The 19,359-nt window shown below is 55.3% G+C and carries 17 protein-coding genes and 4 tRNA genes; 9 read left to right on the plus strand and 12 right to left on the minus strand.

Features of this window, described 5'->3' with window-relative positions; all coding sequences use genetic code 11:
• The first annotated feature begins 17 nt into the window (after nucleotides 1–17).
• Together ACQG22_RS14875 and ACQG22_RS14880 are read left to right on the plus strand one after the other, a co-directional pair.
• Nucleotides 18–2,207, plus strand: coding sequence for a TonB-dependent siderophore receptor (locus tag ACQG22_RS14875; RefSeq protein ID WP_013097826.1), 2,190 nt, complete (start codon nucleotides 18–20; stop codon nucleotides 2,205–2,207).
• A gap of 168 nt (nucleotides 2,208–2,375) precedes the next feature.
• Nucleotides 2,376–2,451: transfer RNA gene (locus tag ACQG22_RS14880), tRNA-Asn, on the plus strand.
• 191 nt (nucleotides 2,452–2,642) lie between these two features.
• On the opposite strand, the gene ACQG22_RS14885 is transcribed toward ACQG22_RS14880, so the two are convergent.
• Entirely contained in the window at nucleotides 2,643–3,032 is a 390-nt protein-coding gene (locus tag ACQG22_RS14885; protein WP_013097827.1) for a RidA family protein, read from the minus strand.
• Nucleotides 3,033–3,173: 141 nt separating this feature from the next.
• Between ACQG22_RS14885 and ACQG22_RS14890 the strand changes: the two genes are divergently transcribed.
• On the plus strand, nucleotides 3,174–4,106 hold the full coding sequence (locus ACQG22_RS14890; protein ID WP_369706902.1) for a LysR substrate-binding domain-containing protein: 933 nt from the start codon (nucleotides 3,174–3,176) through the stop codon (nucleotides 4,104–4,106).
• A 95-nt stretch (nucleotides 4,107–4,201) separates the two neighbouring features.
• On the opposite strand, the gene ACQG22_RS14895 is transcribed toward ACQG22_RS14890, so the two are convergent.
• From ACQG22_RS14895 to nac, 4 genes are all read right to left on the minus strand, one after another.
• Entirely contained in the window at nucleotides 4,202–4,504 is a 303-nt protein-coding gene (locus ACQG22_RS14895; RefSeq protein WP_014832568.1) for an XRE family transcriptional regulator, read from the minus strand.
• Nucleotides 4,488–4,862, minus strand: a complete 375-nt coding sequence (locus ACQG22_RS14900; protein WP_020687566.1) for a type II toxin-antitoxin system RelE/ParE family toxin — start codon at nucleotides 4,860–4,862, stop codon at nucleotides 4,488–4,490. The genes ACQG22_RS14895 and ACQG22_RS14900 overlap by 17 nt, the downstream gene beginning before the upstream one ends.
• A 358-nt stretch (nucleotides 4,863–5,220) precedes the next feature.
• Nucleotides 5,221–6,171 (minus strand): HTH-type transcriptional regulator Cbl, encoded by a 951-nt coding sequence (cbl, locus tag ACQG22_RS14905; RefSeq protein ID WP_013097829.1) that lies wholly within the window; start codon nucleotides 6,169–6,171, stop codon nucleotides 5,221–5,223.
• A 96-nt stretch (nucleotides 6,172–6,267) separates the two neighbouring features.
• Nucleotides 6,268–7,185, minus strand: a complete 918-nt coding sequence (gene nac, locus ACQG22_RS14910; protein WP_010432103.1) for a nitrogen assimilation transcriptional regulator NAC — start codon at nucleotides 7,183–7,185, stop codon at nucleotides 6,268–6,270.
• Nucleotides 7,186–7,506: 321 nt separating this feature from the next.
• Between nac and ACQG22_RS14915 the strand changes: the two genes are divergently transcribed.
• Nucleotides 7,507–7,582: transfer RNA gene (locus tag ACQG22_RS14915), tRNA-Asn, on the plus strand.
• Between the two features lie 85 nt (nucleotides 7,583–7,667).
• On the opposite strand, the gene ldtA is transcribed toward ACQG22_RS14915, so the two are convergent.
• Nucleotides 7,668–8,603 (minus strand): L,D-transpeptidase, encoded by a 936-nt coding sequence (gene ldtA / locus ACQG22_RS14920; RefSeq protein ID WP_029881837.1) that lies wholly within the window; start codon nucleotides 8,601–8,603, stop codon nucleotides 7,668–7,670.
• A gap of 192 nt (nucleotides 8,604–8,795) precedes the next feature.
• Between ldtA and shiA the strand changes: the two genes are divergently transcribed.
• The 3 genes from shiA (at nucleotide 8,796) to ACQG22_RS14935 (ending at nucleotide 13,428) form a co-directional block, all read left to right on the plus strand.
• The gene (shiA, locus tag ACQG22_RS14925; RefSeq protein WP_094084476.1) at nucleotides 8,796–10,109 is read left to right on the plus strand and encodes a shikimate transporter; all 1,314 of its coding nucleotides are present in this window, start codon (nucleotides 8,796–8,798) and stop codon (nucleotides 10,107–10,109) included.
• Nucleotides 10,110–10,182: 73 nt separating this feature from the next.
• Entirely contained in the window at nucleotides 10,183–11,637 is a 1,455-nt protein-coding gene (locus ACQG22_RS14930) for an AMP nucleosidase (protein WP_013097832.1), read from the plus strand.
• Between the two features lie 18 nt (nucleotides 11,638–11,655).
• Nucleotides 11,656–13,428, plus strand: coding sequence for an aminopeptidase P family protein (locus tag ACQG22_RS14935; RefSeq protein WP_369706901.1), 1,773 nt, complete (start codon nucleotides 11,656–11,658; stop codon nucleotides 13,426–13,428).
• A gap of 136 nt (nucleotides 13,429–13,564) precedes the next feature.
• Here the strand turns inward: ACQG22_RS14935 and ACQG22_RS14940 are convergent.
• Nucleotides 13,565–13,640: transfer RNA gene (locus ACQG22_RS14940), tRNA-Asn, on the minus strand.
• 103 nt (nucleotides 13,641–13,743) lie between these two features.
• On the minus strand, nucleotides 13,744–15,198 hold the full coding sequence (gene emmdR, locus ACQG22_RS14945; RefSeq protein WP_120727113.1) for a multidrug efflux MATE transporter EmmdR: 1,455 nt from the start codon (nucleotides 15,196–15,198) through the stop codon (nucleotides 13,744–13,746).
• Between the two features lie 161 nt (nucleotides 15,199–15,359).
• Between emmdR and ACQG22_RS14950 the strand changes: the two genes are divergently transcribed.
• Together ACQG22_RS14950 and ACQG22_RS14955 are read left to right on the plus strand one after the other, a co-directional pair.
• Nucleotides 15,360–15,435 (plus strand) — tRNA-Asn (locus ACQG22_RS14950).
• A 54-nt stretch (nucleotides 15,436–15,489) separates the two neighbouring features.
• The gene (locus ACQG22_RS14955) at nucleotides 15,490–15,822 is read left to right on the plus strand and encodes a gamma-glutamylcyclotransferase family protein (RefSeq protein WP_029881834.1); all 333 of its coding nucleotides are present in this window, start codon (nucleotides 15,490–15,492) and stop codon (nucleotides 15,820–15,822) included.
• Between the two features lie 49 nt (nucleotides 15,823–15,871).
• Here the strand turns inward: ACQG22_RS14955 and ACQG22_RS14960 are convergent, their stop codons facing one another.
• The 4 genes from ACQG22_RS14960 to dacD all read right to left on the minus strand — a co-directional run bounded on the left by ACQG22_RS14960 (nucleotide 15,872) and on the right by dacD (nucleotide 19,285).
• Entirely contained in the window at nucleotides 15,872–16,207 is a 336-nt protein-coding gene (locus ACQG22_RS14960) for a DUF496 family protein (protein WP_010432067.1), read from the minus strand.
• 168 nt (nucleotides 16,208–16,375) lie between these two features.
• A complete protein-coding gene (locus ACQG22_RS14965) occupies nucleotides 16,376–17,434 on the minus strand; it encodes an FUSC family protein (RefSeq protein WP_045292640.1) in 1,059 nt (352 codons plus the stop codon).
• A 92-nt stretch (nucleotides 17,435–17,526) separates the two neighbouring features.
• On the minus strand, nucleotides 17,527–18,000 hold the full coding sequence (gene sbmC / locus ACQG22_RS14970; protein ID WP_013097837.1) for a DNA gyrase inhibitor SbmC: 474 nt from the start codon (nucleotides 17,998–18,000) through the stop codon (nucleotides 17,527–17,529).
• A gap of 118 nt (nucleotides 18,001–18,118) precedes the next feature.
• Nucleotides 18,119–19,285 (minus strand): serine-type D-Ala-D-Ala carboxypeptidase DacD, encoded by a 1,167-nt coding sequence (dacD, locus tag ACQG22_RS14975; RefSeq protein WP_029881831.1) that lies wholly within the window; start codon nucleotides 19,283–19,285, stop codon nucleotides 18,119–18,121.
• Nucleotides 19,286–19,359 lie beyond the last annotated feature (74 nt).

Genomic DNA, 19,359 nt, shown 5'->3' on the forward strand with positions numbered 1-19,359 from the left:
TCAGGATCAACATAACAATGAAACGTTCTCATCTTTGGGTTTTAAATCCGTGCTTGCTTGCCATGCTTTCGACCTCTGCGTGGGCAGAAGAACAAAAGGAAGAAAATATCGTTGTCTCCGCCAGCCGCGCACACCGCAGCGTGGCGGAGATGGCGCAGACCACCTGGGTTATCGAGCGTGCGGAAATTGAGCAGCAGGTTCAGGGCGGGAAAGAGATTAAAGACGTGCTGGCGCAGCTGATCCCGGGCATGGACGTCAGCAGCCAGGGGCGCACCAACTACGGTATGAACCTGCGCGGCCGTTCAATGATGGTGATGGTGGACGGCGTGCGTCTGAACTCCTCCCGCAGCGACAGCCGTCAGCTTGACTCTATCGATCCGTTCAATATCGACCGTATCGAAGTGATTTCTGGCGCTACCTCACTGTACGGCGGCGGCAGTACCGGCGGCCTGGTGAACATCGTCACCAAAAAAGGTCAGCCGGAGACGGAAGTCGAATTCCAGACCGGGGCAAAAAGCGGATTTAACAGTCACAACGACCACGATGAGAACGTGTCGGCGGCGGTCAGCGGCGGCAATGATAATGCGTCTGGGCGCCTGTCCGTGTCTTATCAGCGTTACGGCGGCTGGTATGACGGCAACGGCGACGAGGTGATTATCGATAACACCCAGACCGGCTTACAGTATTCTGACCGCATTGATGTGATGGGCACTGGCACCATCAATATTGACGATCATCAGCAGTTGCAGTTAACCACCCAGTACTACAAGAGCGAATCCGATGGCAAACACGGCCTGTACCTTGGGAAGAACTTCTCGGCGGTTACGGGTGATGCCACCGCGTATAACAAAAACAACCTGGATTCTGACCGTATTCCCGGTACCGAGCGCCATCTGATTAACCTGCAGTACTCTAATACCGATTTCTGGGGTCAGGACCTGGTCGCGCAGATCTACTATCGTGACGAGAGCCTGACCTACTACCCGTTCCCGACCCTGAGCAAAGGGACGGTGACCAGCATCGGCGCCTCCCAGCAGAAAACCGATTTTTACGGCGGTAAGCTGACCCTGAACAGCAAGCCGGTGGATGATTTGACGCTCACCTGGGGTGTGGATGCCGACCATGAAACCTTCGACGCCAACCAGCAGTTCTTCGACCTGAGTAAAGCGGCAGCGAGCGGCGGCATGAAACTGGACAATGCGTACAACGTGGGGCGTTATCCGGGTTACAGCATTACCAACCTCGCCCCGTTCCTGCAGGCGAGCTACGACATTGACGCCATCACCCTGAGCGGCGGCGTGCGTTACCAGTACACCGAAAACAAGGTGGATGATTTTGTTGGCTACGCCCAGCAGCAGGCCATCGCCACCGGGAAAGCCACCTCTGCAGACGCGGTGCCGGGCGGGAAAACCGATTACAACAACTTCCTGTTTAACGCCGGGATCCTTGGCCGCCTGACCGAACAGCAGCAGCTGTGGTTTAACTTCTCTCAGGGCTTTGAAATTCCGGACCTGGCGAAGTACTACGGCTCCGGCACCTATCAGCTTGTCGACGGGCACTATCGCCTGCTGAACAGCGTGAACGTTAACGACTCGACGCTGGACGGCATTAAAGTTAACGCTTACGAGCTGGGCTGGCGCTACACCGGCGATAACCTGCGCACACAGGTTGCGGCGTACTACTCGCTCTCGGATAAAACCATCACCATCAACAAAACCGATATGACCATCAACCTGGAAGACGATAAGCGTCGTATCTACGGGGTGGAAGGTCAGGTGGACTATTTCTTCACCGACAGCGACTGGAGCACCGGCGCAAACTTTAACGCCATTAAGTCTGAAACCCGTGAAAACGGTAAATGGGAAAAGCTGACGGTAGACAGCGCCAGCCCGTCGAAAGCCAGCGCCTGGGTCAACTGGGCGCCGGGCGACTGGACTCTGCGCGTGCAGAGTACCCAGACCTTTGACGTCTCTGATGCCGACGGTAAGAAGATCGATGGCTATAACACGGTAGATTTCCTGGGCAGCTACGCCCTGCCGGTGGGTAAAGTGAGCTTCAGCGTGGAAAACGTGCTGGACAAAGACTACACCACCGCCTGGGGACAGCGCGCACCGGGGCTGTATAGCCCAACGTATGGCGCTCCGGGTCTGTATACCTATAAAGGCCGTGGCCGCACATTTGGTCTGAACTACTCCGTTCTGTTCTAAACAACTGCGCCGCCTGCCCGCGGGCGGCGCATCCTGCTGTGTAATTTCACCGCAAATTTGCTATAAAATCAGCGATTTGCTGAAATTGTCGGCAAACGATCAAAAAGGGTGTTTTCACCCTTTGACAAGGCGAACCGAGGTCGCTACTATGCGCCTCGTTCACACGATTCCTCTGTAGTTCAGTCGGTAGAACGGCGGACTGTTAATCCGTATGTCACTGGTTCGAGTCCAGTCAGAGGAGCCAAATTTGAAAAGCCTGCTTTTGAAGCAGGCTTTTTGCTTTTGTGCGTTCGGAAAATTTGCCGGGTGGCGGCTTCGCCTTACCCAGCCTACGGGACTGTAGGCCCGGTAAGCGCAGCGCTACCGGGCAATAATCCCCTGCTTTCATCATTTTTCCTCTGTCTTGACTTTCGACTGGCGGAAAGTCCCTAACGCTCAGGGCAGCCTGGCAATCACCTTAATCTCAAACTGGAATCCGTACAGCCATGTCACGCCGATCCCGGTCAACGTTGGGTAAGGCGCTTCTCCCCAATATTCTGGCAGGATACTCCAGATAGCGTCGAGGTTTGACTCGGGATCGACGACAAAAAGGGTAACGTCAACCACGTCATCGAACGTGCAGCCCGCAGCCGCGAGGACAGCATTAAGATTATTGAATGCCAGCCTGACCTGCGCTTTCAGATCGGGCTCAGGCGAACCATCCTCACGGCTACCAACCTGCCCCGAAACAAACAGGAAACCGTTAGATTTGATGGCCGGTGAATAGCGATTGCGCTCATAGAGCGCCTGGCGTCCTGAGGGAAAAACTGCTTCGCGTGCTGTCATATTTACACCTTTGCAATGGGGCGAAATCTGCCCAATGAACTTAAAGACACTTTACAGGTGCAGGAGCGGGCGGATAAACAAGCGACTTAGTCCATCATTGTTTGTAATATCCAAACAATCGGTGAAAAGAGAGGATAAGGAATGGATCGTTTCGATGCGATGCGCGCCTTTGCTCGCGTGGTAGAGGCAGGTAGCTTCACAAAGGCTGCCCAAACGCTTCATATGAGCAAAACCACGGTGACGCAGCTTATTCAGCAGCTGGAAGCGCGCCTGCGCGTCAGATTGCTCCATCGCACCACCCGCAAGCTCAGCGTCACTCCCGATGGCGCGGTCTACTACGAACGCGTCATCCGCCTGCTGGCGGACATGGAAGATGCTGAAAACAGCCTGTCCAGTGCGGCAATTACGCCCAGGGGACGGCTACGGGTGGATGTGCCCAGTCCGCTGGCCCGCCTCATCCTGGTGCCGGCGCTACCGGCTTTCCACGCACGCTACCCTGACATTCAGTTCGACATGGGCGTGAGCGACCGGGTGGTGGACCTGATTGGCGACAACGTGGATTGCGTGCTGCGCGGCGGCGAGATCACCGATCAGTCCCTGATTGCACGCCATGTCGGAGATTTGCAAATCGGCGTCTACGCCGCCCCCAATTATCTGGAACGCCTTGGCCCCCCTTCGCACCCGCGAGAGCTGGAAAACACCGACCATCGCATCGTAGGGTTCTTGTCCTCACGCACCGGTAAGATTGATCCTCTGGTACTGCGCAGTGAGAGTGAACGTATTGAAATCACGGGCAGCTATGTACTGGCCGTGGATGATGGCAATGCTTACCTCGAAGCCGGGTTAGCGGGATTAGGCGTGATCGCACTGCCAGTCTATATGGCGGCAGCGCATCAGGCTCGTGGTGCCTTGATTCCACTATTTGAACACTGGCGTCTTGCTCCAATGCCCTTGTATCTGGCGTTTCCGCCGAACCGCCATGTCAACGCCAGACTACGCGTTTTTATAGACTGGATCGTTGAATTGATGCAGCAGCATGTCATCAACGCCAACCGAAAGGGAATTCTGATTTAGCTTGTTTATTCGCTAGTTACTGGCTAAGGCGATCCCGGTCAGAGGAGCTAAATTTGAAAAGCCTGCTTTTGAAGCAGGCTTTTTGCTTTTGTGCCCTACAGCACAAACTCATAATGCGAACCATCCGGTAACTCAACGTCAAGCGTAAGCTTTCCACCCGCAGCCTCAACGTAGCGCTTGAGTGAAGAGAGTTTCAGATCGCGCCCGGGCTTTTCCATGACCGCGACGGTGGGCTGTCGGATGCCCAGCGCCTGCGCCATTTCAACCTGCGTTTTTTGCACCTTTTCACGTAGCTCTGCCAGATGGATATTAAGCAAAATGTCGGCAGCCATTGCCTGAGCGCTGGCAACAACATCCGATTTTTCATCCGCTATAAGCTGCTCAAGGTTTCTGCCCATCGCGTAACGTCCTCTCTTTTAATGTATTCAACCAGTGAGTGAATTCCCGGTCGGCCACCAGAAGCATTTCATCGTAAAAGCGTCTTTCGTTGCCGACCTTATTGCCGGCACAGAGCACAATGCCGGTACGGTTTGGGTCAAACGCGAAAAATGCCCGCAACGGATCGCCCTTACTCTGAATGCGCAGCTCTTTCATGTTGCTGTGACGAGAGCCTTTAAGCGTATCGGCATAGGGCCTCGACAAAGCAGGCCCCTTTTCTCGCAAAACAAGCAGTGCTGCCAGCACGCTGGCCCGATCAGTATCATCAAGTGAACGAAACCAGCAATCGAACCTGTCCGTCGTATTAATTGTCCACACACTCCCTCCATAAAATATAGATCACAAACTATATAGCTGTAAAGCTATAGCAGCGATTATCCTGAGAGAATGAGCGTTATTCTTGTGTTGTTACGCGAAAGCTGAAGACGTGCAGGAGTATTTCGGTGAATCCCCCATCAGGTGCTCACCGCATTGCGAGCAGTATCGTAAAAAAGAGTTCAGGACTACGTTAACGGCCGCCAGGCCGCCACTTTCTCATCCAGCCATTCGACGAAATGGGCCACCTCTGGCTTGCCTCTGTTAACGTCGATGTCACTAGCCAGTACGGTAGTCTGGACGTTTAGTCAATCGATGATCCCACACGTTGTCAGCGCAGCGCTACCGGGCAAGCCAGCAGCTATATCTGATAATCAATCGCCACTTCTTCCGGCTCCATCACCTGGCGTTTGATTTCGTCAACGGACAGCCCGGCGTTGCAGAGTTCGATAAAGCGCCACACATAGTTGCGCTGGAGCTGTCCGCGCTTCAGGCCGAGCCATACGGTATTAGCGTCAAACAGATGACGCGTATCCAGACGCACCAGGTTCCCGGTATCACCCTCGCCACCAGACTGTTCCGCAACCAGGCCAATGCCCAGCCCCAGCTCAACGTAGGTTTTGATCACATCGGAATCCTGCGCGCTCAGCACCACATCCGGCGTTAACCCTTTGCGGTTGAATGCTTCATCGATGCGCGAACGCCCGGTAATACCCTGGCGATACGTAATCAGCGGCCATTTCGCGATCGCTTCCAGCGTTAGGGGTGAAACCTGATTCAACGGATGATCGAGCGGGAGCAACAGGCTGTGGTACCAACGGAACCAGGGAAAGGCCACCAGCAGCGGGTCGTTGCTCAGACGTTCGCTGGCGATACCGATATCCGCCCCACCGTTTTGCAGCAGCATTTCAATTTCCTGCGGCGTGCCCTGAATAAGCTCCAGGCGAACGTCAGGGAAAATTTCACGAAACGCTTTTATCACCGGCGGCAGGCTGTACCGAGCCTGAGTATGGGTAGTGGCGATGGTGAGCACGCCGGAGGCGTCATTGGTAAAGAGATCCGCCAGGCGACGGACATTGCTGGCCTCGTTGAGGATCCGCTCAGCGATGGTCAGCAACGCTTTACCTGGCTCCGTCATGCCAAGCAGGCGCTTGCCGCGACGGATAAAAATCTCAATGCCAAGCTCCTCTTCCAGCTCGCGAATATGGCGGCTGACACCCGACTGGGAGGTGTAGAGCATATTGGCGACTTCGGTCAGGTTATAGTCCCGCCTGGCCGCCTCACGGATAATTTTAAGTTGCTGGAAATTCACGATTCACTCCGGCGCATCTGACATAGCTCTATTGTTAGAGTCAGCTGAGCTGCAGAACAAATAATAAAAACCAGCATCTTATGCTTTTCTGGAATATTAACTCACGAGCTGCAGTTCACGATTCTCCAGCGATGGCTTACTGACCAGCGACATTAAAATTTCTTTCACCGCCTGCGCCTGTGGCGACAGCGAGCCACGGGCGGACATGTTCAGCGACAGCGGTAAACTCATTGATGGCGTGGTGATGCGCGCCATCCAGCCATTTGCTGCGCTGCACAGCGAGCGGGCGGCGGATTCTGGCAGCACCGTGACGCCCATCCCACTGGCGATCGCCGCAGTCAGCGTGGAGATGGAGTCAATTTCACCGATGATTTTCGCCGTCAGGCGGCGCAGGGAGAACGCTTCGTCCACGCGTACGCGCACGGCGCTGTAATCACGCGGCAGGAAAAGATTCATCTCTGCAACCGCAGTGAGATCAACGCTCTGCCCCGGACAATCGCGGGTGCCCACGAGATATAGATCTTCTTTCAGCAGCGGCTGGCTGGTGATCCCCGCAACCGGGGAGCGATCGTAAAGCACCGCCATATCCAGCTGGCCATTGAGCAGCTTGTCATTCAGGACAGAGCCGCTGTTCTCGTGCAGATAGACCAGCACTTCCGGCAGCTCAGCGCGCACCGCCTGCAGCAGTGGCATGGTGATGGAGGACGCAGCGGTCCCCGGTGCCAGCCCGATGGAGACATGTCCGCTCAGCGTCTGGCCAACATTATTAACCGCCAGCTGCGCCTGTTCGCACTGACGAAGAATGGTGCGCGCGTGGGTATACAGGATCTTGCCTGCTTCCGTTGGGGTCACGCCGCGTTTGGTGCGGATCAACAGCTGCTGATCCATTTCGCCTTCCAGAGTAGCCACCTGCTGGCTCAGCGCAGGCTGCGCGATATGCAGCACTTCCGCCGCTTGAGTCAGGCTGCCGATATCGACGATTTTTACGAAGTATTTCAGTCGTCTTAAGTTCATTTTGCCCCCTGTTCGAAATGCTTTGCCGGTACTGGCTGTTGTTGTTGAACAGGTTTTTGCAATATGAATGCCAGTTTTACCAGCAGGTCTGATTTGTTCGCTAAGCGCCTGAAAATAAGGAAACCTAATCATAGACGCCGGATTTATTACTGAAACAGCGGTTTATGATCTGCCCCATAAGAGGTATATCCGCACCACAACGGTGCATTACGTTGGCAAAATCGCCACTTTGCTGAAATTGTCAGCAAACAGACGCAAAGCGTGGTTTCACCCTTTGACAAGGCGTACGCAGGTCGTTACTATGCGCCCCGTTCACACGATTCCTCTGTAGTTCAGTCGGTAGAACGGCGGACTGTTAATCCGTATGTCACTGGTTCGAGTCCAGTCAGAGGAGCCAAATTTGAAAAGCCTGCTTTTAAAGCAGGCTTTTTGCTTTTCTGCGTTCTGGAAAACTGCCGGGTGGCGGCTTCGCCTTACCCGGCCTACGGGACTGTAGGCCCGGTAAGCGCAGCGCCACCGGGCAAAGCAAGCTTAACCGGCATCCCTGATCGACGTTCCAGCTCAGCGCCCGCCCCCTCGTTTATTAGCTGTGCCCGCAACGCGGGGGTAATCGGCAGCGGCACTTTATTGGTTGATTCAAATTCTGCGCGGTTGCGCGACAGCGGTTCGTGCACTTCCACCCAGCGGCTGCCGTCCGGCTCCGTCGTCACTTTTACAGGCTGATCGATAAGCTGTACGCGCGTGCCTGGCGACACATTGTCGAAAAGGTATTTGATATCGTTATTACGCAGGCGAATGCAGCCCTGACTGACGCGCAGGCCGATGCCGAAATTCGAGTTGGTACCGTGAATGGCATAAAGCCTGCCAATATAGAGTGCATACAACCCCATCGGGTTATCCGGCCCGGCGGGCACGAATGCGGGCAACGTTTTCCCCTCTTTTGCATATTCACGCCGGGTGTTTGGCGTGGGCGACCAGGTTGGCCCTTCCTGCTTGCGCTCGACGGCTGTCACCCAGTTGCGGGGCGTTTCGCGCCCGGCCTGGCCAATACCGATGGGAAACACCTCAACGGTATTGCTGCCTGGCGGGTAATAATAAAGGCGCATTTCCGCCACGTTCACCACGATGCCTTTGCGAACCGTATCGGGAAGAATGAGCTGCTGAGGTACCACCAGTCGGGTACCGGATTGCGGTAAAAACGGATCAACACCGGGGTTTGCCTCCAGCATGTTGCTCAGCCCCTGCCCGTGCTGCGCGGCAAACGCTTCAAGCGGCAAGGTGTTGTGGTCCGGTACGGTAATAACCTGCGTGCTGCCCACCAGCCGACTCCCGGCAGGCGGCAAAGGATAACTCACCGCCTGGACACTCTGGCTTATGAGCAAGGCAGCCAGACAGCCCAGCACATTTCTACGACGCATATTCCCTTCCTTAGTCGCTTCACTATTTGCTAAGCATAGCGTAGCCGCTTTGCATTACCCATCAGGAAATAAAATCAGTTTCCTCGTGCCGCCCGTCGCGGTAGTCTCATAGATCGCGTCGCTATGACGATGGCTTTGTGAGTAACCTTTTCTTATACCAATAAATAAAAAATCAGTGCAGACAGGACAACTATGGACTCCACCCTCATCTCCACACGTCCCGGCGAGGGGACCCCTTGCCTTAACCGTGCCCGCCGCGCCGCCTTTGGCAGCTTCGCGGGGGCCGTCGTGGACTGGTATGATTTTTTGCTCTACGGCATCACCGCCGCTCTGGTCTTTAACCGCGAATTCTTTCCGCAAATTAGCCCCGCCATGGGCACGCTCGCCGCGTTTGCCACCTTTGGCGTCGGCTTCCTGTTCCGTCCGCTGGGCGGGGTGATCTTCGGCCACTTCGGCGACCGCCTTGGCCGCAAACGCATGCTGATGCTCACCGTCTGGATGATGGGGATCGCCACTGCGCTCATCGGTATTTTGCCGTCGTTTGCCACGATTGGCTGGTGGGCTCCGGTACTGCTGGTCACCCTGCGCGCCATTCAGGGCTTTGCCGTGGGCGGCGAATGGGGCGGCGCGGCGCTTTTATCGGTCGAAAGCGCACCGAAAAATAAGAAAGCGTTCTACAGCAGCGGCGTGCAGGTTGGGTACGGTGTGGGCCTGTTGCTCTCCACCGGGCTGGTGTCGCTTATCAGCCACTTCACGACCGATGAGCAGTTTCTGAGCTGGGGCTGGCGCATTCCCTTCATCTTCAGCATTGTACTGGTTATCGCCGCGCTGTGGATCCGTAACGGAATGGAAGAGTCCGCCGAGTTTGAACAGCAGCGGGAAAACCCCGTTGCCAGAAAACGGCTGCCGGTGATGGAGGCGCTTATTCGTCATCCTGGCGCTTTTCTGAAAATTATCGCCCTGCGCCTGTGCGAGCTGCTGACGATGTATATCGTCACCGCGTTTGCCCTGAACTATTCCACACAGAACCTCGGCCTCCCCCGTGAGCTGTTCCTGAATATCGGTCTGCTGGTGGGCGGGATCAGCTGTCTGACAATCCCCTGCTTCGCCTGGCTTGCGGATCGGTTTGGCCGCCGCCGCGTCTATATTACCGGTGCGCTGATTGGCTCCCTGAGCGCCTGGCCGTTCTTTATGGCGCTGGAGGCACAGTCGGTCTTCTGGATAGTCTTCTTTGCCATTATGCTCGCCAACATTGCCCATGACATGGTGGTCTGCGTGCAGCAACCGATGTTTACCGAACTGTTCGGCGCAAGCTACCGCTACAGCGGGGCGGGCGTAGGATACCAGGTGGCGAGCGTCGTGGGCGGCGGATTTACGCCGTTTATTGCCGCCGCGCTGGTGACGTTCTCCGGCGGAAACTGGCACAGCGTGGCAGGCTACCTGCTGGCAGGCTGCCTGCTGTCGGCCGCCACGGCGCTGGTGATGAAAGAGACACACCATTCCTGATCTCCCTTTTGTTTCACAGGCGTGTGACATACTATCGGGTATAGCAGCACACCTGTGGAACAAGGAGACAGACATGAATAATAAGGGCTCCAGCCTGACCCCGGCTCAGGCACTGGAAAAACTCGACGCGCTGTACGAACAGTCCGTCAATGCGCTGCGCAGCGCCATCAGTGAGTACATCGAAACAGGGAAACTTCCCGATGAAAAGGCCAGAACCCAGGGCCTTTTTGTTTATCCATCGCTCTCTGTCACCTGGGACGGCAGCGCCAGTACCACGCCAAAGACCCGTGCCTACGCGCGTTTTACCCACTCCGGCTGCTACAGCACCACCGTGACCCGCCCTGCATTGTTCCGTCCTTATCTTGAGGAGCAACTCACTCTGCTCTATCAGGATTACGGCGCGCACATTGCCGTTGAGCCATCACAGCATGAAATCCCCTATCCGTACGTGATTGACGGTTCGGCGTTAACGCTCGATCGCTCCATGAGCGCAGGGCTGACGCGCCATTTCCCGACGACCGAGCTGTCGCAGATTGGCGATGAGACCGCCGACGGCATTTATCACCCGGCAGAGTTTTCCCCCTTGTCGCATTTTGACGCCCGCCGGGTGGATTTCTCCCTGGCGCGCCTGCGTCACTACACCGGGACGCCAGCCGAGCATTTCCAGCCGTTCGTACTGTTTACCAACTACACCCGCTATGTTGACGAATTTGTCCGCTGGGGCTGTAGCCAGATCCTTGACCCAGAGAGCCCTTATATCGCCCTCTCCTGCGCCGGTGGGATCTGGATCACCGCCGAAACCGAAGCGCCTGAGCAGGCTATCTCCGATCTGGCATGGAAGAAGCACCAGATGCCAGCCTGGCACCTGATCACCGCCGACGGCCAGGGCATCACGCTTATCAACATCGGTGTGGGTCCGTCAAACGCCAAGACCATCTGCGACCATCTGGCGGTGCTGCGCCCGGACGTCTGGCTGATGATTGGTCATTGCGGTGGGTTGCGTGAAAGCCAGCTGATTGGCGACTACGTGCTGGCCCACGCCTACCTGCGTGATGACCACGTGCTTGACGCCGTTCTCCCGCCGGACATCCCGATCCCAAGCATTGCCGAAGTGCAGCGCGCGCTGTATGACGCCACCAAAGAGGTGAGCGGTATGCCGGGTGAAGAGGTCAAACAGCGTCTGCGTACCGGCACGGTCGTCACGACAGATGACCGTAACTGGGAGCTGCGTTATTCCGCCTCTGCCCTGCGCTTCAACCTGAGCCGCGCGGTGGCGATTGACATGGAAAGCGCCACCATTGCCGCTCAGGGTTATCGCTTCCGTGTGCCTTACGGTACGCTGCTGTGCGTTTCCGATAAACCGCTGCACGGTGAAATCAAGCTTCCGGGACAGGCAAACCGGTTCTACGAAGGGGCTATCTCCGAACACCTGCAAATTGGCATTCGCGCCATTGATTTGCTGCGGGCAGAAGGTGACCGGCTGCACTCACGCAAGCTGCGTACCTTTAACGAACCGCCATTCCGCTGATAACAATAAGGAAAAATAATGCACACCCCATCACCGTTATCGGCCCTGCGTCAGTGGCTACAGGAAAATAAGCTCGACGGGATGATCGTCCCGCGCGCAGATGCCTGGCAGAGCGAATACTGCGCGCCGTATGATGAAAAACTGGCCTGGCTGACCGGCTTCGATGGCTCGGCGGGGCTGGCACTGGTGCTAAAAGACAAGGCTCTGCTCTTTGTCGATGGCCGCTATCAGGTTCAGGCCCGCGTGCAGGTCAATATGGATGAAGTAGAGATCCATCATCTGCACAACGAGCCGCTGGCACAATGGCTGACGGCCAACGTTGAGGCTGGCACGCGTATTGGTTTCGAAGCGCTGCTGATGACCAATGCCGATTATGAGACGCTATCTGCGACACCGTGTGAGATGGTGCCGCTTAATCAGTCACCGTTTGATACGTTATGGACCGATCGCCCTGCCGCTCCGGCGGGGCTGATCCGCGAGATGCCCGTTGAAATCAGCGGTGAAAACAGCGCCGATAAACGTCAGCGCGTTGCCGCCGTACTGGCCGAGAACAATGCCGATTATCTGGCCGTGACCCTGCCGGATAATATCGCCTGGCTGCTTAACGTGCGCGGTTCAGATATTCCCACCAGCCCGGTTCCGCTCTCTTTTGCCCTGCTCAGTCGGGACGGTAGCGTTGAGTGGTTCGTTAACGACAATAAGCTAAGCAACCTGCCTGATAGCGTGCGAAACGCGTTCACCATTGCGCCGCAGGATGCCTTTATTGAACGCTGCCAGCGCCTTTCTCACGGTAAACGGGTGATGGTAGATGCCGATTCAGCGCCGGTGGCTCTGCGTTTTGCCATTGAGCCACACGGTGACATTCTCTGGCGCACCGACCCCATCACGCTGATGAAGGCCAATAAAAATCCGGTAGAACTGGCGGGTTACCGGGAGTGCCATCATCAGGACGGTGCCGCGTGGGTCAATTTCCTGGCCTGGCTGAGCCGTGAAGTGCCCGCACGTGCGGCAGCAGGTCAGCCGCTGACCGAGCTGGAGGCCCAGGCACAGCAACTCGCGTTTCGCGAGCAGCAGCCTGGCTTTATTGAGCAGAGTTTTGCGACCATTTCGGCCTCGTCCAGCAATGCGGCGATGTGCCACTACCACTCAAGCGAAGCCAGCAACAAACCCATCGGCCATGACCACTTTTATCTGAATGATTCTGGTGGTCAGTACCATAATGGTACCACTGACGCCACACGTACCCTGGCGTGGGGCAAGGTCAGTCCGCAGCAGCGATTACATTACACCGCCGTGCTGAAAGGTTTTCTGTCGCTGATTACCCTGCAGTTTCCGTCCGGCACCCAGGGGCATCAGCTGGATGCCTTCGCGCGTCGGCCGCTGTGGGAGATGGGGCTGGATTTCGATCACGGAACGGGCCATGGCGTGGGTCATCAGTTGCTTATCCATGAGAACCCGCATCGCATCGCTAAAAAGGTCAACCCATGGCCGCTGGTGGCGGGCAATATTATGACTATCGAGCCGGGATACTATCTGGCGGATAGCCATGGGATCCGCATTGAAAATCAGGTGGAGATTGTGGAAAGCTCTCCAGGATTCTGCAAATTTGCTTCGCTGACGCTGATCCCAATCGACCTCAGCCAGGTCGAACTCAATTTGTTAAACGAGCAGGAAAAGCAGTGGCTGGATGAGTATCATCAACAGGTGCGCGAAGCGCTGTCCCCGATGGTGGAGAGCGACGCGCGTCCGTGGCTGGTGGAGGCGACGGCACCGATTCGTGTTAACCGGTAGTGCGGTTTATTGCCCGGTGGCGGCTTCGCCTTACCCGGCCTACTCGTCCGTAGGCCCGGTAAGCGCAGCGCCACCGGGCAAATTTTCCGAACGCACAAAAGCAAAAAGCCTGCTTTAAAAGCAGGCTTTTCAAATTTGGCTCCTCTGACTGGACTCGAACCAGTGACATACGGATTAACAGTCCGCCGTTCTACCGACTGAACTACAGAGGAATCGTGTGAACGGGGCGCATATTATCGATGCTACCCGGTGTTGTCAAAGGCAGAATGCAGATTTCCGATCGTTTGCCGATTTATTCAACATTTCGCACATTTGTCAGGCATTGTGTCGCGGATATTTCCAGAGCCAGCGCCCACTTACCATACGCCAGTAGAACAATGCCCCACGCACGGCCCAGTCAAGGAACATCCCCAGCCAGACCCCGACGACCCCCATACCGAGCATGACCCCCAGCGTATAACCCGCTACCACGCGGCAACCCCACATGCCGAGCATAGAGACCCACATCGCAAAGCGGGCATCGCGTGCCCCTTTTAACCCGGCAGGCAGTACCCAGGACGCCGCCCAGATCGGCATAAAGGCCGCGTTGAGCCAAATCAGGATCTTAACGACCTCTTTAACATCATCTTCGTGGGTATAGAACGAGGCCATCAGCCCGGCAAAGGGCGCGCTCCCCCACGCAATTATCGTCAGACCAATGGTCGACAGCCAGAAGACATGGCGCAGCTGCCGCTCCGCCTGACCTATCTGCCCTTTGCCGAGCCGTTTACCGGTGATGATGGTGGAGGCCGACCCTAAGGCGTTACCCGGCAGGTTAATCAGCGAGGCGATGGAGAAGGCAATAAAGTTACCGGCAATCACATCTGTCCCCATACCGGCAACAAACATCTGGGTAAGCAGTTTACCGCCGTTGAACAGTACCGACTCGATACTGGCAGGAATACCAATCCCCATCACTTCCCAGATAATGGCGAAGTTAAAGGGTCGGAAGTAGCTTTTTAACGTGAGGCGCAGTGATGGCGTGATCCCCGCCATCAACACCCCGAGGATGGCTGCCGCACCAATGTAGCGGGAGATAGTCAGCCCCAGGCCTGCGCCAACAAACCCCATCCCCTCCCAGGAGAAAACACCGTAGATCAGGACGCTACTGATCATGATATTCAGGATGTTCATTCCGCCGTTGATCAGCAGCGGAATTTTTGTGTTGCCCGCCCCGCGCAGCGCGCCGCTACCGATCAGCGCGATAGCCGCAGCAGGATAGCTTAAGACCGTCATTTCCAGATAGGTCAGCGCCAGATCCTTAACTTCATTCGTCGCTTCACCCGCGACAAAGTCGATAATCTCTTTGCCGAAATAGTGGATCACCGCCGCCAGGATGATCGAAAAGAGGGTCATGATCATCAGCGACTGCCGGGCGGCTTCGCGGGCACGCTTCGGATCCAGCTTGCCCAGGCTAAAGGCCACCACCACCGTGGTCCCAAGATCGATAGCGGCAAAGAAAGACATCACCACCATGTTAAAACTGTCCGCCAGCCCGACCCCGGCCATCGCCTCTTTACCCAGCCAGCTCACCAGGAAGGTGCTCAACACCCCCATCAGCAGAACGCAGGTATTCTCCAGAAAAATAGGTACAGCAAGCGGGGTGATTTCACGCCAGAACAGAACACGATAGCTTTTACGTTTTGCATACCATGGCGTGCGCATAATCGCCTGGCGGAGAGTGGCAGTAACGTTCAAAATGGACCTTAGCGAGAAAAGTTGAAACTCCATTTCAAATGATGGGGGAGAAAAGCTCATCCTGCAAAGTATTTTCCATAAAAAGATGTCTGGATTTGCAACAAACTGATGACAGAATCGGCAATCGATCGCTAATCACTAAGATCAGGTTTGACAAAAGTTTTTTCGCCGCTAAGATAAGCCTCCACAACGATTCCTCTGTAGTTCAGTCGGTAGAACGGCGGACTGTTAATCCGTATGTCACTGGTTCGAGTCCAGTCAGAGGAGCCACATTCTGAAAAGCCCGCTTTTAAAGCGGGCTTTTTGCTTTTCTGGTGAGGAAAAATGGACTCTTTGTTTGTCTACGGTACGTTACGCCCGGGCCATTCAAATGCACATATTCTCGAAAGCATCGGCGGTGAATGGCAGGCCGGTTTTGTCACCGGGACATTTTATGCGCGTGGCTGGGGCGCTGCGGCAGATTTTCCGGGTATCGTGCTGCACGCCGATGGCCCGCGCGTTGAGGGTTATCTGTTTATCTCCAGTAACCTTGAGGCACACTGGCCGATGCTGGACGAATTTGAAGACGGCTACGATCGGGTCGAGGTCATGGTGACCACCGCCGAAGGTGACCAGGTTAAGGCCTGGATCTACCAGCTTCAGCCGCGCTCTGCGTAATAAAAAAGGCTCTCTGTCACCAGAGAGCCTTTTTTGCAATCAGCAGCGATTATTCGCTTTTGGCTTCAGCGTTTTTGATTTCGCCCATCACTTTCAGCTTTTTGGAGATGTCACGACGCTCTTTAGACAGCTCAGCGTTTTTGATGATGTAGTCATCAACGCGGTCTTCGTAGTCGCTCTTCATGCTGGCGATGATGCCCTGAATAGCTTCAACGCTCATACCTGGCTTAATGTAGTCGCTCAGGTTATCCAGCAGCAGAACACGTTTCTGGTTGTCACGGATCTTCTTCTCAACGTCCTGGATTTCACGCTGCAGTTTGTTTTTGCGGCGGAACAGGCGGACGAATTCCAGAACATCCTGGAACGAAGGCTTGGTAGTTTCCATTTTTACACCCCTGATAATGTGAGATTCGGATTCGTTAAAGCAACCGTTGTAACAATAACCTTACTGACAGCGGCTGCGAATGACAATGAGTATATCGTTTAAAACTATCATAACCCCAATTGATGCTGAATCGAAGCAGCAGCCGTCACATATGGCGATAGCTGCTCTTTATTTGCGCAGTGCGCGGCAAATGAGATGCGACAGCAACTCAAGCTGACGCGCCAGTTCCATGCTCAGCCAGACGTAACCATGGATTGGGGTTTCCGCTACGTTATCGCCCTGTCGCTCGTTGATCAGCTGTTTCAGTTCGGCAACGATCTCATTCAGACGCTCGCTGTTTGCGAGGATGGGCTGCGGGTTACCTTCATAAAGGGCATGAGCGATGGTCAGAAGGGTTTGCTGCGTCATCTGCTGCGTCTCCTTCAGCGTCTGCGCGTTCAGCATTAACAGATGGCTGGGGCGCGAGGCCCAGTGCGCGTTGATTTGCAATTCAAGCATGCAGACCAGATTACGGCTCACGGTCTGGATAGCTTCGAAAATCGATTTCTGAATATGGGTCTCTTTACTGGCAGGAGTAATCAGACCGCGCATTTTGACCACGTCATTAAGGATCTGCTGGAGGTGCTTCTCCAGCCGGGGACGTTCGACAAGATTAGGTGAAAAACCGGCCTGGTAGACGCGGTTAAAAGCGGTGACGTAATTTGCCATCTGAATGCGCCAGTGCAGGAAAGCGCGCTGCGGCCAGATACCGGTGAAAAGCATCGCCAGCAGTGAACCAAGGATAACATCCCCGCTTCGCCACAGTGCCGTGGTCATATCACCCGCTGGCGCGCCGACCACCACCGCGAGGGTGATACCAATCAGCAGTGCCTGATAGGGCTTTTTACCCAGCGCCAGCCAGCCGCAGAGGAACATGGCGACACCGCACCAGGCCAGCATCACCGGAAATGAAATAAGCTCCAGCTTCAGGGCAATCAGCCCAAGAGCAGAGCCTAAAACCGTACCGCCAATGCGCTCGAAGGCACGCGGGACAACATTCCCCCAGAACGAGATAGGCCCCATGACAACCACCAGCGTGATCAGCGGCCACGTTCCTTCAGGAACATCCAGCAAACGGACCAGCACAAACGTCAGAACGAATGCCAGCGCGATACGGCACCCATGAACCACGCGGTAGTGTTTATACAGCCGAATTTCAAAAGACGTTAATGATTTGTCGGGACGCACACCCGCTCTCCAGCTACACGGCAAATCACAATTGTACTGCGTTTTCAGCCGGGCGGATCACACCCGGCTGAAAAACCCTGCATTTAACAGGACTACCCCGCTTTATGCTCTACGGCGATAAACATTTCGATGTCCCAGTACCCGTCGGCGTTGCCATCATTGAGATAGCGCTCGAAGCACGGTTTCAGAGCCATCTGGAATTTGTTGTCCTGCAAAAGGGAGTTAAAGAACTGGTACCACGGCGTGGCGAAGTCATAGTTTTCAACACGTGCTTTCGCGACGGCGTAATCTCCGGCCGCAATTTCCGTCATCATCACCCCTTCGCTGTTTTCCGGGATAACGAAATCATCCGGTACCGTAACGGCCGTATCGCAGCGCAATTTTTCTGCCGGCACTTCGTCCGGGTTATCGTAATAAACCGCAACCCACTCCAGCGGCTGAATGTGTCGGCCATCGACCCACATGACCAGCTGTTCAAAGCCCTGTTTTACCGTGTGTTCCCATGGCCCGACCAGGTGAAAACCGGCAATCTTACGTTTCTTTTCCTGCCTGATGCTGTAGTCCATACTGCCTCCGTTTATCACTGTATATTTATACACTATAAAGCAGAATTTCTATAATCGGCAATCAAGGAGTGTTTATTATGTGAGCAGACTCGCAACCCTGCCAGTCTGCTCAGAAAAGTTAGATTTTGTGGTGCAGATAATCACTCAGACGGGAGAAAAGGCCACCTTTATCAACACGCTCCAGCGTCACCAGCGGCCAGTGAGCGACCACTTTATCGCGGTCGTATAACTGGATCTCGCCTACCCGCTGATGGGCGGCTATCGGCGCTTCCAGCTCTTTTGTATCCAGCACGTATTTTGCCTTGATGTTCGGTACTTCTGCTTTCGGTAATGCCAGCCAGAAATCCTGGTCGGTGCCCAGGTTCACCTGTTCCTTATCGCCGTACCAGATCCGCTCGGTGCCCACTTTTTTACCGTTGTGCAGGATCTGCACGGTATCAAAATTCTGTTGTCCCCAGTGCAACAGTTTACGGGCCTGATCCTCACGCCCTTTCGGACTGTCTGCACCCATCACTACAGCGATCAAGCGACGCTGGCCGTCAACGGCGGAAGCAATCAGGTTAAATCCGGCCCCTGACGTGTGCCCCGTTTTCAGACCATCCACGTTCATGGTCTTATCCCAGAGAAGACCGTTACGGTTTTGCTGCGTGATCCCATTCCAGGTCAGGCTCTTTTCACTGTACATATGGTAAAACTCAGGCTCGCCGTGGATGATGGCTCTGGACAGCACGGCCAGGTCATACGCGGAGCTGTGCTGGCCTGGGGCATCCAGACCATGAACGGTTTCGAAGTGCGTATCGCGCAGATTCAGCTTTTGCACATAGTCGTTCATCATCTTCACGAACTGCGGCTGGCCACCGGCCACGTGATCCGCCAGCGCCACACAGGCGTCGTTACCAGAATCAACAATCAGACCGCGGCTGAGGTCGCGCACAGAAACGCGGTCCCCCTCTTTCAGGAACATCAGTGACGAACCGTCAAAGACAGGGTTACCTTTTGCCCACGCGTCGCGCCCGACGGTGACAATGTCATCCGGGGAAATGCGGTGGCTATCAATAGCGCGGTCAACAACGTAGCCGGTCATCAGCTTGGTGAGACTCGCCGGGTTGCGTTGTTGATGTTCGTTGCCCGCCGTTAAGATTTGACCCGTAGTGTAATCCATCAGTACCCAGGAGCCGGCCTGAATGGCCGGAGGCTGCGGCGAAAAATCCAGCGGATCGGCCGCAAAAGCAGATGAGACACTCGAAGCGAGTAGAGAAACAGCTATAAACAGACGGCGTTTCAACGGTATATCCTCAGGTCATTAAAAATCGATGACCTTTTTACGGGAGTTCTGGTGTCGTTACCTGGCTTAATTGC

The sequence above is a fragment of the Enterobacter cloacae complex sp. 309I3 genome, assembly GCF_050031595.1.
Lineage (GTDB): Bacteria > Pseudomonadota > Gammaproteobacteria > Enterobacterales > Enterobacteriaceae > Enterobacter > Enterobacter cloacae.